We start from the raw sequence: 14,637 nt of genomic DNA on the forward strand, positions 1-14,637 counted from the left end.
GAACCGCCCGCGCCCGCCGCACCGGCGGCCGAATCGCCGGCCCCCGTGGCCGAGCCTGCCACCGCACCGGCGCCGGAGCCCGCGGCCCCGGCCGCCGCGCACGACGAGTCGCCGTGGGAGGAGCTGCAGGGCCAGCACCGCGAACTGCCCCGCGAGGCGCCCCGCGAACCGTCCCGGCCCGAGTTCCGGCCCGCCAACGACGTCGAACGCGAACTCCTGCGCGCCGCGGCGAACAACGACCACGACCTGTTCCTGCAGACGATGGCGGACACCGAGATCCTGCTGCCCGTCCCCGACGACACCGACTACACGCTCCGGCCCGGCCGCCCCGGCTTCCCGTGGCGGACCCGCGAGGTCGACGGCAACACCGTCGTGCCCGTCTTCACCTCCCCCGAGCGCCTCATCGAGGCCGCGCACGCCGCCGGGACCGGCACCGAGTACATCAAGCTGCCGTTCACCGTCGCGCTGCGCTACTGGCCCGACCACGGCTGGCTCCTCGCCATCAACTCCGGCTCCCCGGCCGGCGGCACCGTCATGGCCGCGCAGCTCCCCGGCCTCGCCACCTGGGCCGACCAGCGCGCCGCCGCCCGGATGACCGACCGCTTCGAGCCGCAGAACGACATCGAGCAGCGGCTCTTCGACGCCGCCCGCCGCCGCGACACCGACACCTTCTTCAAGGTGCTCCTCGGCGCGCAGGTCCTCGTCGCCGCCGACCCCGACACCCCGTGGGGCATCGCGCCGGAGGACCCGGCGTTCCCGTGGCGGCCCGTCACCGTCCACGGCCGCACGTCCGTGCAGCTGTTCACGTCCCTGAAGTGGATGAACGACGCCATCGGGTCGTCCCGCTTCGTGATGCCGAGCCTGCTGGACGTCGTGTCCGCCTGGCCCGACCCCGAGTGGACGCTCGTCCTCAACCCCGGCACCCCGATCGACGCGACGATGCCGGGCGAACAGGTCCGCGCCCTCAGCGGGCCGCCCCGTACGGCGCCCGAGAAGGCCGCCACCCCGCCGTCCGCCGCGACGCCCCCTCCCCCGGAGAACCCGGCCGTCCCGGTCGCACCGGCCGTCCCGTCCACGGACGCGCCCCCGGTGCCCGACGCGCCCCAGGTCAGCGCATCCGGAGCACCAGAGCACGAACCGACCGCACCGTCCACCACGTCCGGCGGACACCCCACCTTCAGCGGCCCGGAGCCCGCGACCACGCCGGGAGACGGCCCGCAGCACACCGGCCCGCAACCCCAGGTCGGCGCGCCCGAACAGCAGCCGGCGGCACCGTCCTTGACGCCGCCGTCCGAGCAGCCCGGCTTCGGCGTCCCTGACCCGGCCGCCGCGCCGGACGTCAGCCCGCGGCACACCGGCCCGCAACCGCGGGTCAGCGCGCAGGAGGCACACGAGCCGACGGCACCGTCCACGACCTCCGGCGGGCACCCCGCCGTCCCGGCACCCGCAGCGGAACACCCTGCCTTCGGCGCCCCGGAACCCGCCGCATCAGGAGACGGTTCGCACCACACGGGCCCGCAGCCGCAGGTCGGCCCGCAGGGCACGCACGAGCCGACGGCACCGTCCACCACCTCCGGCGGGCACCCCACGGCCCCGGCGCCGCAGCCGGAACAGCCGGGCTTCAATTCCACGGGCCCGCAGCCCCAGGTCGGCGGTCCCGTTCCAGGCGAACCGGCGGCGCCTCCGGTACAGCCCGGCGCGGGCGAAGACGCGCCGCAGGCACCGGCCGCAGGGCCCGGCCCCAGCACCTACACCCCGTCCCACAGCGGTGACACCGGCCCGCACGCCTACCCGTCCACCGGCCTCGGGACGCCCGCCGATCAGGCCGGCCCGAGCCTGCCGGGAGCGACCGGTGCGCAGCGTCTGCACGGCCACGTCCCCGCCGCGGAGGCGCAGGACGCGGCAGGCGTCCAGGGTCCCGGGCCGGCGGCACCGGCCGACGCGGCGCCCGGCGGCAACGCGTCCACCGTGACCGGCGGCCACGCGATCGTCGGCCTCGGAGCGGCGGGCGACTCCCCCGCCCCGCAACCGCCCGCCGAGACCGGACCGGCCGGCGAGCAGCAGGCGGCGGAGCGGCGGCTGCGGCCCGTCGGCGCCCCCGAGCCCGAGTTCGAACCCGGGAACCGCATCGACCAGGAGCTCTACGAGGCGGCGCTCGGCGGGGACTCCGACGCGTTCCTCCGCGTCCTGCTGAACGCGAACGTCCTGGTCCCGATCCCGGCGGACGCGCCGCTCGAGGTGACGCCGGTGCAGCGCGAGTTCCGCTGGGACGCGGCGCTGCGCGACGGCGCCGCCGTCCGGGTGTTCACGTCCCTGGTCCGGCTCCGGGAGGTCCTGCCGGAGTCCCGGTTCGTCTACGCCGACTTCCGCGAGCTGATCGGCGCGTGGCCGCGCGACGACTGGGCGCTGCTGCTCAACCCAGGGACGCGGATCGGCGCGTCGCTGCGCGGCAACCAGGTGCGGGCGCTGAGCGAGTGGGCCCTGCGCGTCGGCCTCGTCCAGGCGCGCCCGACCGTCCCGCCCGCGCCCCCGGCGCCGCGCGAACCCGCCGCGGACATGACGGTGCAGGACGTCGTCGCGGCCGCCCCCGCGCAGGCCGAGGACCTCGACGACCGCGTGTCCCAGCCGACCATCATGCAGAAGGTCGTCCCGCACGGGCACGTCGGCTGGTACCTGGAGCAGGGCTACGACCGCGTCGGCGGGTTCGTCCACCCGACGGGCGACGTCGGTGAGCTCCAGACGCCCGTCCAGCTGTACGAGGCGCTGGGCCTGCTCTACGAGGACACGCCGTTCTCGCCCGCCGACGAAGGCGTGTACGTCATCCGGTGGCCCGCGTACTGCCCCGAGCTGTACCGGATCCCGTTCGGCGGGCGCGACGCCGAGGAGATGGCGTCGTGGGGCGACGCCGGCTGGGTGATCGAGCGGCCCCCATTCGTCGGCGGCGGGTTCGCCCCCGGCAGCGCGGGCTCGATCCGCGAGTACAAGGTCGACAGCGTCCGGCTGCCGTACGGCGCCGAGATGTACTACCTGGGCATGGATCGTTCGGAAAGGTTCGTCGCGATGTACGACCCCGACCGGCTCGCGTGGCTGCGGCCCGACGCGTCCACCGGTCCCGACGGGCGCGACGGCCGGACGGGAGCCGCGCAGTGATCAGGGACGGCTACGTGGCGCGCTGGCTCGGCCGCGACTTCGAGGCCGCGCCGGGCGCCGACGGCGAGATCCGGCTCTACACGCCGGGGCCGACGGACGGGTTCGAGGAGCTGCGGCCCGGCCGGTTCCGGCGGATCGTCCCGGCATCGGAGGTCGAGGAGCTCCGGTACGTCCGGACGACGTGCCGCTGGCGCGGCGAGCGGTTCGTCATCGTCGGCGAGCACGAGACGTGGCTGCGCGTCGAATATGTCGGCGGCCGCGCCCCGGTGGCCGAGTCGCTCGGCCTGGAACGCATTGACCAGGGTGTTTGGCAGGCGTGGGCGCCCACCACGGAGATAGAGGACGTCCGAGAAGAAGTCATGTGAGCGTCCACGGGGTTGCTTTGGCCCGTTGATCCGTGTTCGCATGATTCCTGGGACGATCTCCCGGGTACAGCGGGCACAGGCGCTCAAAGGCGATGCGACGGAGGTGCTGGGGCGGTGTACTGCCGACCGGCGGTGAAACCGATCTTTGTAGGGCTCGGAGTGGCGGCGATCCTCGCCGCCGGAGGCGCATCCGCCTCCGCCGAAGACTCCCCTCCGCCGTCGCCCTCCGACTCGTCCCCGGCGCCCGGCACGCTGACCGTGGGCGTCGATCCGGTCGCGAACTCGGCGAAGGCCGGCGAACGCGTTCAGGTCAACACGCACATCACCGCCACGGGCGGCGACGTCTCCGGAGTGAAGGTCGTGCATGTGGCGGCCTCCTCCGCGAAGGCGACGGTGGGAGGCGAGTGCACGGCGCCCTACACCTCCACCGGATGTTCCGTGGGCGATCTGACCAGCGGTCATCGCGACACGGTCGTCTCCACCGTGTCCGTGCCGGCGACCATCAAGGACGACCTGACGGTCACCTTCTCCATCGAGGTCAGCGCGACCGACATCCCGGCGAAGACCTGGACGGCCGAGATCAAGTTCGTCGCGCCCGCCCCGTCGCCGTCGCCGTCGAAGACGCCCACCAAGTCGCCGTCCAAGACGCCGACGAAGTCGCCGTCCAAGACGCCGACGAAGTCGCCGTCCAAGTCTCCGTCGCCGTCCGCGAGTGCGACGCCGTCGGCGTCGTCGTCGGGGAACCGGCAGGGGTCGTCGTCCGGCGGCGGGAGCGGCTCGTCGGGCGGGAGCGGCGGGTCGGGCGGGACGACGTCCGGCACCGGCTACGTGCCGCCGGCGCCGAACTCCTCGTTCCAGGCGAAGAACCCGCAGGTGGCGTTGCCGCCGATCGCGGCGCCGACCCCGTCGATCGCACCGAACACCGCGGCGGTGACGCCGGAGAGCAGGCTGCGCGGCAACAAGGCCCCCGTGGCTCAGGACCTCACCTTCGAGCGGGTCGCGAGCACGCAGGTCGCGTGGCTGGCGGCGCTGATGGTGGCGATCGCGGTGCTGCTCACGCAGCTGCGTCTCGGCAAGCGCCGCGCTCCCGCGGGCGCCGCGTCGGCCGCCATGCGCCGCGCGCGCGGCATGCACCGCCGAACCCGCCGCGGCATGTTCGGCAAGTGAAACCGCGGCGTGCGTCACTCGCCTGGATTCTGACTCCGGTCACATCTCTGTCCGCTAGCTGATCAGAACGGCGCATGTCTGCCCGTCACATGCGCACATGCAGGCCCCGTTTCTCAAAAGTGTTCGGCGTTAAAGATCAGCCGAGCACCCCGGCCAGCTTCCGCACGCCTTGTTCCCCTTTCCGCCGAATTCCGGACTTCGATGGCGACCCCACCGTGCAGCGGGTGTGGACACTCTTGACGTGGCGAGATGCCTACCGGTCGAGGCCGTCCACCCCCTGCGGGCGTTGGCGAGTGGCCGGGTTCCGGGTCGCGAGGAGATCGGCCGAGGGGCGGACCAGGTTCGCGGAGCGGCGCAGCAGGGCACGCAGCAGTTTGTAGACTAGGACGATCACGCCGAAGAACAGGAAGGGCATGAGGATCAGCCCGAGGATCAGCGGGCGGGCCGTTCCCTCCTTGACGATCTGATAGCGGGTTCCGCCCTTCCCGTGGCTTTCCCGGATCTCGAATTCGACCGATCCGTGAACGGGTTTCCAGGACTTGAGCGTCGGCCGGTTCATGGGGATCCCGGGCTCGTACGGCTTGCCGTCCTTGCGCAGTCCGCACGCGTACTGCGCCCAGCCGGTCACCATGTCGCGATGGCATGGCCCCGCCGTGGCGGAGTCCCTGGCCACGGCGCTTCCGCCGTTGTCCGTGAAGGAATAGAGGGCGAGGCAGGCTTCCACCGCGAGGACGAAGCCCGGGACCAGCAGGATCGCGGCCATCCACCTCGGGGGGCTTTCGAGGTGGCGGGCGAGGCGCCTGCGCCGGGCGGCGCGACGATCCCGCGGTGTCCTTTTCCCCATGGGCGGTCCCGTCTTCCTGTGCGGCGGGGTCAGGGGCGGAGGAGGGTGTAGCAGGCGATGGCGGCGGCGGCCGTGACGTTGAGGGAGTCGACGCCGCGGGCCAGGGCCGTCTCGTTCATGGGGATGCGGACGCGCTCGTCGGCCTCGTCGAGCCAGCGGGACGAGAGGCCGTCGCCCTCGGAGCCGAGGAGGAGGGCGCGGCGGCCGGCGGGCGGGACGGAGTCCAGCGGGACGGCGCCGGCGGACGGGGTGAGGGCGAGGATCTGGAAGCCGGCGGTGCGCAGGTCGGCGAGGCCGTTGTGCCAGTCGGTCATGCGGGCGTACGGGAGGGCGAACACGGCGCCCATCGAGACCTTCACCGCGCGGCGGTAGAGGGGGTCGGCGCAGCGGGGGGCGAGGACAGCGGCGTCGACGCCGAGGGCGGCGGCGCACCGGAAGATCGCGCCGACGTTGGTGTGGTCGACGACGTCCTCGAGGACGAGGATGCGGCGGGCGTCCTTCACCACGGCGTCGACGGACGGCAGCGGGAGGCGTTCGAGGGACGCGAGGGCGCCGCGGTGGACGGGGAAGCCGGTGACGCCTTCGAGGGTGGCGTCGTCGGCCACGTAGACGGGGGCGTCGACGCTGTCAAGGACGTCCGCGAGGGGGCCGGTCCAGCGGTCCGCCATCAGCAGGGAGCGGACTTGGTGCCCGGCGGCGACTGCGCGGCGGATGACCTTCTCCCCCTCGGCGAGGAAGAGGCCGTGCTCGGCTTCGAGGCTTTTGCGCAGGTTGACGTCGCGGAGGCGGGTGTAGTCGGCCAGCCGGGGGTCGGCGGGTGAGGTGACGGTGACGAAGCTGGCCATGCCTCGATTGTGGCGGAGCGGGCGGGGTGCCCGGGCCGGTGCAAGGGGGCGCGGCGGCCGGTTCCGGCCGCGCGCGGCGGTTCCGGTTTGCGGGAGGATCACGCACGGTCCCGGCGCCCGGCGGGCCCGGTCCACCCATGATCGCGGACGCGGCGCCGCCCCGTGGCGCCCCGAACGCGGGGCGTGACGGCGCGGGACGCATGCCAGGATCGTCGGGACATACGCTGATGACCTGCGTCATCATCGATTTTGAGTTCTTTGTAACCTCTAGTTCGTACTACTACAGTGCCGTGGAACATCGGCGGGTTTCTGGTGAATCGAGGGCAGCCATGAGCGGACGTCATCGCAATGACTTCCCTGAGGGGGACGGGGGCGGTCACGACCCGTCCACGCCCGTGTTCGGACCCGCTAACGACGGGTCCTCCGACTGGTTCGGCACCAGGGACTCGCAGAGCCGCCCCCTGACGCAGGAGCCGCAGGCCGGGCCGCCGCCGGGCGCGCCGCCTGGCCCGCCCGCCGGGTCGCCGCAGGCGTCCGGGCCGGGCGAGACACCCGAATGGTTCACGCCGCGCCGCTCGGCCGAGGAGCCGGTGTACGGCGCCGGCGGGTTCACCGGCGCGTCGGACGCCGGCGGGTACGGGCTGGGACGGTCCGGCGGGTACGGCGCCGAGCGGCAGGAGCCGATGCCGGCGCCCACGCCGCAGGAGCCACCGCCCGGCCGGTCCTCGTCCCCGCTCGCCGGGACGGGCTACAGCGAGTACGACGCGATCCGCAGCTCGGACGAGACGCCCGCCGGGTTCTTCGGCGGCGGGTCCGCCGGCTCGGGCGGGTCCGGCGGCTACGGCGGCGGGCCGGGCGGCGGCGGAGGTTCCGGCGGCTACGGCGGCGGGACCGGCGGCTACGAGTACGGCAAGCGCAAGCGGAAGCGGAGCAAGGCCGCGCTGATCGGGCCGATGGCCGGGGCCGTGGGCCTCGCGCTGCTGCTCGGCGTCGGCGTGTACGCGTTCGCCGAGAGCGGCGGCGGCTGCTCGGGCGACGACGCGATGAGCCTGTCGGTCGCGGCGGCGCCCGACGTCCAGCCGGCGATCGTGAAGGCGGCGGGCCGGTTCAACGACGCCAAGCACAAGGTCGGCGGCAAGTGCGTGCGGGCCGACGTGAAGAAGGCCGACCCGGCGTCGGTGGCGACGCTGCTGTCCGGGCAGGGCGTCGCGAACTCGGCGAACCAGCGCCCGGACGTGTGGATCCCCGACTCGTCGCTGTGGACGGCGCTCGCCCGCGGCGAGGGCGGCGACAAGAGCCTGGAGTCCGCGAAGACCTCGCTCGCGAGCAGCCCGATCGTGGTGGGCCTGCCGAAGACGCTGGCCGTCCAGCTGAAGAAGCAGGGCGTCACGGCCAGCCCGTCGTGGGACAACCTGCTGAAGGCGGCGGGCGGCGTCGCGGGCGGCGCGGTCACCAAGAACCAGATGATCCCGGCGGGCTCGGTGCGGATGGTGGTCCCCGACCCGACCAAGAACGCCGCCGGCATGGGCTCGCTGATGATCACCAGCATGCTGCTGGCGAACGACCCCAACCGGGACTCGATCTTCACCGGCATCGTCCGGACCGTACGGGAGAACCTCGTCCCGTCGACGACGGAGGAGTTCTCCCACTTCAACAAGGACCGGACCGGCAAGCAGCCGATCTCCCTGTCGTCGGAGCAGGCGCTGTGGAGCTACAACCAGACCAAGCCGGCCCAGCCCGCGGTGGCGCTGTACCCGACCGAGGGCACGCTGTCGATGGACTACCCGTTCACCGTCACGACGCAGAACGGCGATGAGCAGAAGGCCGCGCGGCTGCTCGAGAAGGCGATGACGACCGACGCGACCCGCAACGACCTGCGGGAGCTCGGGTTCCGCACGTCCGACGGCAAGGCGCCGGCGGGCTTCACCGCGGCGGCCGGGGTCAGCCCGGCGCGGCCGCGGCAGCTCCCGACGCCGAAGAGCGGCGACGTCGCGCAGGTCATGCAGGCGTGGTCGAAGCTGACGCTCGGGCTGCGCATGCTCACCCTGATCGACGTGTCCGGCTCGATGGCCGAGCAGGTCGCGCCGCACACCAACCGGCTGCAGGCGATCGCGCAGGTGTCGCAGGGCGGCCTGGCGATGATGTCGAACGACACCGAGCTCGGCCAGTGGCTGTTCTCCACGAACATGAACGGCAAGACGCCGTACAAGCAGACGGTGCCGATCGGCGCGCTCGGCGACCGCATCGGGTCCACCACGCGGCGCGGGCTGGTGCTGTCGTGGCTGAACCAGATGAAGCCGAAGGCGAACGGCGACACCGGCCTGTACCGGACGATGCTCGACGCCTACAAGCTGATGAACAAGACCTACAAGCCGGAGTTCGGCAACTCGATCCTGCTGCTCACCGACGGCCAGAACGACGACCCGGACGGGCCGACGCTCAACGCGACCCTCAACGAGCTGAAGCAGCTGAAGGACCCGAACAAGCCGATCCAGGTCAACATGATCGGCTTCGGCAAGGGCGTCGACAAGAACGAGCTGGAGAAGATCGCCGCGGTGACCAACGGCAACGTCCAGGTCGCCATGACCCCGCAGGAGATCTCCAAGATCTTCCTGAAGATGCTGTCGCGGCGCATCACCTCGTAGCGCTCCGACCGCGCCCGGTAGTTCCGGGGATTTTCTTGGAATCGGCGTCAACCGGGCGCGGGAGTCGATCGTCATTCTTGTGGAGGCCCGACGGGGAGCGGGGCCGTCGGGCCTCCGACCTTCTCTCCTCCCCGGCCCGCGACGGGGAACCGCCCGGAGCGCGGGCCGGGAGAGCGGAACGACCGCTCCCCCTGACTTCCTGAGCCCGTCCCTGACGCTGCGGACGAGGATCGCCCCAGAGGCAGCACCCTGATCCCGCGGGAGGACCCTGTGTCCAGTTGGCCCACCCTCGACCGCGCGGACGACGAACGTCTCGCGCGGGAGCTGGCGGCCGGCGATCCCGGCGCCCTCATCCAGGTGATGGATCGCTACGCGGCCCGCCTGTACGACTACTGCCACGCGCTGCTGCGCGACCAGGAGCCCGCGGCGGGCGCCCTGCACGACGCGCTCGTCGCCGCCTACGCGCACGTGTCGGTGCTGCGGGAGCCCGAGCGGTTCCGCGGCTGGCTGTACGCGCTGGCCCGCAACGAGTGCATGCGGCGGCTGCGCGACCCCGACCGCCCCACCGAGCGCCACGAGGCCCCCGAGGTCGGGGACGGCTTCCTGGACGGCGAGGAGCTCACCCGGCGGCTGGAGGCGCGGCGGCTGGTACACGGCGCGCTGTCGGGGCTGCGGGGCCGCGAGCGGGAGGCGCTCGACCTCATGCTGCGGCACGGCCTGGACGCGGCGGACATCGGCGCCGTCCTCGGCCTGGACGCGCAGGAGGCCACCGACCTGACCGGCACCGCCCTGGCCCGGCTCGACGACGCGCTCGCCGCCGCCCACATCGCGCACTCCGGGCGCGACGACTGCCCCGCGGTCGCCGGCCTCGCCCCGGACGGGGAGTGGCCGCTGCCGCCGCCCGCCGTCCGCCGGCTCGTCCACCACATCCAGGAGTGCCCGGTCTGCTCCGCGCGGCGCGAGCGGAACGTGTCGGCGGCGCGGCTGCTGAACGTCCTGCCGGTCGCGCTGACGCCGACGGACCTGCGCGGGCACGTCATGGCGACCGCGACGGACGCGGCGCTGGCCGCCGACCTCGCGGCCATCGCGCACCGCGCCGGGCCGTTCGACGCGTGGGGCTGGCCCGAGCATCCCGGGCAGGGGCACGCGGAGCCGCGCCGCGGCGGCGGTCGTGCTGATCGTCGCGGGGGCGTTCTTCCTGATGCCCGGCGGGTCGTCGGGGAACACGAGCGCGCAGTCGACACCGTCCGGGTCGTCGTCGGTGCCGGACCCGTCGGAGTCGACGACGTCGCTGGAGCCCTCGGAGACGCCGACGCCGTCGGCGACCAGCACGTCCCCGACACCGACGCCGACGCTCACCTCGGCGACGCCCACGCCGACGCGCACGCGCAGCCGGGCGTCCCACACCGCCAAGCCCGCCCCCACCCACACCAAGCCCACCAAGGGCACCCTGTCGGTCGGCTCGTGCACGATCAGCGGTGCGGGCGAAGGCAGTTGCGACATTTCGGTGACGGCCGTGGGCGGGCCGGTCACTTGGTCCGTCACGGGCGCCTCGGGCGTCAGCGCGAGCGGCGGTGGCACTCTCGCCAGCGGGGCGACCGGAAAGGCTCATGTCACCGGCACCTGCACCCCGCCTGGAGGAACCGGCACGGTGTACTTCTCTCCGTCCGGCACCGGATCGGTCACCCTGACCTGTCCTCCGCCGGACGGGCAGGGCGGCCCCAGCGGGCAGTGAGACCCACATCACATTCGTTCGCGTAGCCGCTGTTCGACAGGGCGATACGGCCACGCCGCGTACCGTCATGGTCACAAAATTCGGACCAACGGGAGAAATTCCAGCAAGTTGGTGGCAAGATCGGGCAACCAGAGCGCGCCTAGAGGCGTCACGACGCCGGCCGCTCACCGGGGGCACGTTCGACGACACCGATTCGCTTGGAGGGTTCCGTGGCCGGTGAGCCGGGGTCCGCGCGCAACGACGACCTGAGGCTGGCGGAGTCGCTGCGGGCCGGGGACGTCATCGCGCTGACCGAGGTGTACGACGCCTACGCTCCTTTCCTCTACGACTACTGCCACGGCCTGCTCCGCGACCGCGTCGAGGCGGCGGGGGCCCTGCGCAACTGCGTCATCGCGGCCCGCGAGCACGTCGGGCGGCTCGGCGAGCCGGACCGGCTGCGCGGCTGGCTGTACGCGATCGCCCGCAAGGAGTGCATGCGGCGCCGCGACAGCCCGAACCGGCACATCGGGCAGGAGGCGCCGGAGGCGGAGGACGACCTGTCCGCCGAGCAGCTCGCCCGCCGGGAGGAGCGGCGGCTGCTGGCGCACAGCGCGCTCGCCGCGCTCAGCGGCCGGCAGCGCGAGGCGATCGACCTGTCCGTCCGGCACGAGCTGGACGAGGTGGACCTGTCGGGCGTGTTCGGCATGCCGCTGGAGGAGACCCTCGAGCTGGTGGAGCGGTCCCGGACCGGCCTGGAGGCCGCGATCCGGGCGGCGCTGATCGCGCAGAACCACTGGAAGGACTGCCCGAGCGTCTCGGCGCTGACGGAGTCGTGGCCGCTGGCGCCGCAGACGGCGGCGTCGCTGGTCCGGCACGTGGCGAGCTGCCCGGTGTGCGCGGAGCTGGACACCCCGCCGCTGCCCGCGGACCGGCTGCTGTCGGTGCTGCCGATCGCGGCGATCCCCGCCGACCTGCGGCTGGACGTGCTGACGGCGGCGACGGCCGAGGACCGGGCCGGGAACCGGCGCGCCATCGCGGCGTGGACGGAGCCGTTCGACGAGTACGGCTGGCCGCTGCCCTACGAGCCGACGCCGGCGCGGGCGAAGGACCGCGGCACCGGCGGGCGGCGGCGCGGCCCGATCATCGGGGCCGCCGCGGCGGCCGTGGCCGCCGTCGTGGTGCTGGCCGGGGCGATGACGGCGTTCGGCGGCGAGTCGGAGCCGGACGCGGCGGGCTCCCCGTCGTCGTCGGCGTCCGGTCCTGGCGGCGAGTCGGGCGACCCGAGCGTCCCGACCGAGCCGATGCCGACCGACCCGAGCCCGACCGTGTCGTCCACGTCGCCGTCGCCGTCGAAGTCCCCGTCGGACTCGCCGTCGCCGTCGAAGTCCCCGTCGAAGTCGCCGACGACCAGGCCGCCGTCCCAGCCCGCCACGCAGGCGCCCCCGCCGCCGCGCGCGGGCCACCTCGCGGTCAGCGGGTGCAATATGCACCTGGACGACTCCTGCACGGTCACCGTCCGGGCCGTCGGCGGCCCGGTGGACTGGCGTGTCACGGGCACGTCCGGCGCGCTGAGCGCGCACGGGTCGGGCCACCTGGCGGCCGGCCAGAGCGCCGGGGTGACCGTGTCGCGGACGAACGGGCTGTGCTGGGGGTCGAAGAGCGGCTCCGTCTCGTTCGCCCCGGGCGGGTCCGCTTCCGTCGGGTACTGCTGACCCGCCGGGGCGGGAGCACGCGTCCCGCCCCCGGGGCGTCTACCAGGGTGAGCCGGCGTCGAGGATGGCGTGGGCGCGGCCGAGCAGCAGCGGGACGGCGGCGCCGATCTGGTCGAAGCCCTCGCCGACGGTCGCGTTCTGCAGGAAGCGGGCGTGGATGCCCTCCAGGATGACGGCGAGCTTGAAGCACGCGAACGCGACGTAGAAGTCGAGGTCGGCGAGGTCGAAGCCGGTCAGCTCGGCGTACCGCTCGGTGAACTCGCGGCGGGTGAAGAAGCCGGGCGCGGAGGTGATCGTGGCGCCGACGGGGAGCTGCTCGGCGTCGCCGGCCTCGGCCCAGTAGACGAGGGTGAGGCCGAGGTCGGACAGCGGGTCGCCGAGCGTCGACATCTCCCAGTCCACGACGGCGGCGATCTCGGGACGCGGCTCCAGCCGGGCGAGCGCGTTGTCGAGGCGGAAGTCGCCGTGGACGAGCCGGGCGGGGGCGTCGGCGGGGAGCCGATCGGCGAGCCGCGCCACGAGCCGGTCGTATTCGGGCAGGTCGTGGACGTTGCCGGTGGCCTTGATCGCCTCCTGCGAGCCGTCCCACTGCTTGCCCCAGCGCTTGAGCTGCCGGGCCATGTAGCCGGTGGGGCGCCCGAAGTCCTCCAGGCCGGCGGCCTTCACGTCCACGGTGTGGATGGCGGCGAGCGCGCCGGCGAGCGCCTCGCTGAGGCCGCGCGCCTGCGCGGGGGTGAGGTCGTCGGCGTCCTCGCGGGTGCGCAGGACGCGGCCGTCGACGAAGTCCATGAGGTAGAAGCGGGCGCCGATGACGTCCTCGTCGTCGCAGAACGCGAGGGTGCGCGGGACGGGGACGGCGGTGGCGTCGCCGAGCGCGGTCAGCACCCGGTACTCGCGGCCCATGTCGTGCGCGGTCGGCAGGACGTGCCCGAGCGGCGGCCGGCGCAGCACGATCCGGCGGCCGCCGGCGAGGGTGATCCCGTAGGTCAGGTTGGAGCGGCCGCCCGCGATCAGGTCGACCGCGCCGATGCGGCCGGCGCCGGGCAGCTCGCGGGCCAGCCAGTCCGCGAGGCGGGGGACGTCGATGCCGGGCACCCCGGCCGGAAGGTCAGCGTCAACGGTCATGACCCACCATTAGAACGCGGCTCGGTACCGGCCGTGCAGCCGACCCCCGGCATGCGGTCCGGCATGCGGTCCGGCATGCGGTCCGCGGGGCGGCCGGACGGCGCCGGATTGTGCGCTCGGTCACCCTTCGGCCACATCCGGACACTGTCCGGAGCCGGTAAACCGGACCCCCATCACGGTGGTGACCTGCGACGATGATGTCCGAAATGCCGTTAAACCTCCGAGCGGCTGAAACTTGCAGAGAAAACGGGTTTACCCGGGTGGATTCGGAAGACGGCTTGGGTACGCCTCTGCATCGACTGCCGCGAAGAGTGGGCTTCGCCGCGGTCGCACGCGCCGGCCGTTGTTCCCAGCCCGTGGCGGCAAGCTGGACTTATGGGTCCTGCTGGGCTAAGAGAAGAGGACTAGACCATTCGGGGCTAGACCGCCCGATTGGGGGGACGCAACCGTGGCAGACGCATGGCTGCCGGGAGCCGGCCGCATGCCGGCACGACAGGACGGTGGAGCGCTACGGGGAGGTGCGCCCCGAGCCGTATGGCTGTCCGGCGAGTGCGACCCCCGCAGCGTGTCGGCGCGCTCGGCGGCCGCCGACCTGCTCAAGGAGGAACGGCCGCCGCACCTGGTCTGGCACCCCGGCTCCGGGGACGTCGTCCAGCTCGTGCCCGTCACCCGGGCGGCCCTCGCGCTCGGCCTGCCGGCCGGCCGCGAGGGCCGCGCCTGCGTGCAGATCCTGGTGGTCGCCCAGTCGCGGGTGCCGTTCACCGGCTCGCTGCTGATCGGCGTCGAGGCGATCGTCGCGTGGCTGGAGACGTGGGGCGTCGCCCGCCGCTGGCCCGCCGGCCCGCCGCTGCCGTCGCCGCAGTCGTACCACGCGCTGCGGTCCCGCCGGGACTGGGCGCGCGGCGGCCACTTCGGCGGCTCGCAGGTGCCGCTCGCCGAACGTCCCGACCCGGGCGGCATCGACATCCGCCGCATCACCGGCCCGGACACCCCGGTCGCGCCGATCCCGGCGCCCCGGTCGCCGATCGGCGAGCCGCCCGCCGCGTCGCTGCTGCTGGCGCGCCCGCGGG

10 protein-coding genes are annotated in these 14,637 nt (G+C 73.7%); 7 read left to right on the forward strand and 3 right to left on the reverse strand.

Features of this window, described 5'->3' with window-relative positions; all coding sequences use genetic code 11:
• Nucleotides 1-45 precede the first annotated feature (45 nt).
• The 3 genes from F9B16_RS42030 to F9B16_RS42040 all read left to right on the forward strand — a co-directional run bounded on the left by F9B16_RS42030 (nt 46) and on the right by F9B16_RS42040 (nt 4,682).
• Complete coding sequence (locus F9B16_RS42030; RefSeq protein ID WP_151545848.1) at nt 46-3,150, forward strand: SseB family protein; 3,105 nt, start codon at nt 46-48, stop codon at nt 3,148-3,150.
• Nucleotides 3,147-3,515 (forward strand): hypothetical protein, encoded by a 369-nt coding sequence (locus F9B16_RS42035; RefSeq protein ID WP_151545849.1) that lies wholly within the window; start codon nt 3,147-3,149, stop codon nt 3,513-3,515. Before F9B16_RS42030 ends, F9B16_RS42035 begins: the two co-directional genes overlap by 4 nt.
• Before the next feature lie 258 nt (nt 3,516-3,773).
• Complete coding sequence (locus tag F9B16_RS42040) at nt 3,774-4,682, forward strand: hypothetical protein (protein ID WP_151545850.1); 909 nt, start codon at nt 3,774-3,776, stop codon at nt 4,680-4,682.
• Between the two features lie 253 nt (nt 4,683-4,935).
• Here F9B16_RS42040 and F9B16_RS42045 read toward each other — a convergent pair whose 3' ends face one another.
• Both F9B16_RS42045 and F9B16_RS42050 read right to left on the reverse strand, forming a co-directional pair.
• Nucleotides 4,936-5,445, reverse strand: a complete 510-nt coding sequence (locus F9B16_RS42045; RefSeq protein WP_151545851.1) for a hypothetical protein — start codon at nt 5,443-5,445, stop codon at nt 4,936-4,938.
• A 110-nt stretch (nt 5,446-5,555) separates the two neighbouring features.
• Entirely contained in the window at nt 5,556-6,371 is an 816-nt protein-coding gene (locus tag F9B16_RS42050) for a TrmH family RNA methyltransferase (protein WP_151545852.1), read from the reverse strand.
• A gap of 395 nt (nt 6,372-6,766) precedes the next feature.
• Between F9B16_RS42050 and F9B16_RS42055 the strand changes: the two genes are divergently transcribed.
• The 3 genes from F9B16_RS42055 to F9B16_RS42065 all read left to right on the forward strand — a co-directional run bounded on the left by F9B16_RS42055 (nt 6,767) and on the right by F9B16_RS42065 (nt 12,442).
• Complete coding sequence (locus F9B16_RS42055) at nt 6,767-9,016, forward strand: substrate-binding domain-containing protein (RefSeq protein WP_225992424.1); 2,250 nt, start codon at nt 6,767-6,769, stop codon at nt 9,014-9,016.
• A 270-nt stretch (nt 9,017-9,286) separates the two neighbouring features.
• Nucleotides 9,287-10,777 (forward strand): sigma-70 family RNA polymerase sigma factor, encoded by a 1,491-nt coding sequence (locus F9B16_RS42060; RefSeq protein ID WP_151545854.1) that lies wholly within the window; start codon nt 9,287-9,289, stop codon nt 10,775-10,777.
• Nucleotides 10,778-10,960: 183 nt separating this feature from the next.
• Nucleotides 10,961-12,442, forward strand: a complete 1,482-nt coding sequence (locus F9B16_RS42065) for an RNA polymerase sigma factor (RefSeq protein ID WP_151545855.1) — start codon at nt 10,961-10,963, stop codon at nt 12,440-12,442.
• Nucleotides 12,443-12,481: 39 nt separating this feature from the next.
• Here the strand turns inward: F9B16_RS42065 and F9B16_RS42070 are convergent, their stop codons facing one another.
• The gene (locus F9B16_RS42070) at nt 12,482-13,567 is read right to left on the reverse strand and encodes a phosphotransferase family protein (protein ID WP_151545856.1); all 1,086 of its coding nucleotides are present in this window, start codon (nt 13,565-13,567) and stop codon (nt 12,482-12,484) included.
• A 565-nt stretch (nt 13,568-14,132) separates the two neighbouring features.
• Here F9B16_RS42070 and F9B16_RS42075 point away from each other — a divergent pair.
• A partial coding sequence (locus F9B16_RS42075; RefSeq protein ID WP_192809249.1) for a hypothetical protein occupies nt 14,133-14,637 on the forward strand: 505 nt, incomplete at its 3' end.

The organism is Actinomadura montaniterrae (assembly GCF_008923365.1).
In the GTDB taxonomy this organism is placed as follows: Bacteria; Actinomycetota; Actinomycetes; order Streptosporangiales; family Streptosporangiaceae; genus Spirillospora; species Spirillospora montaniterrae.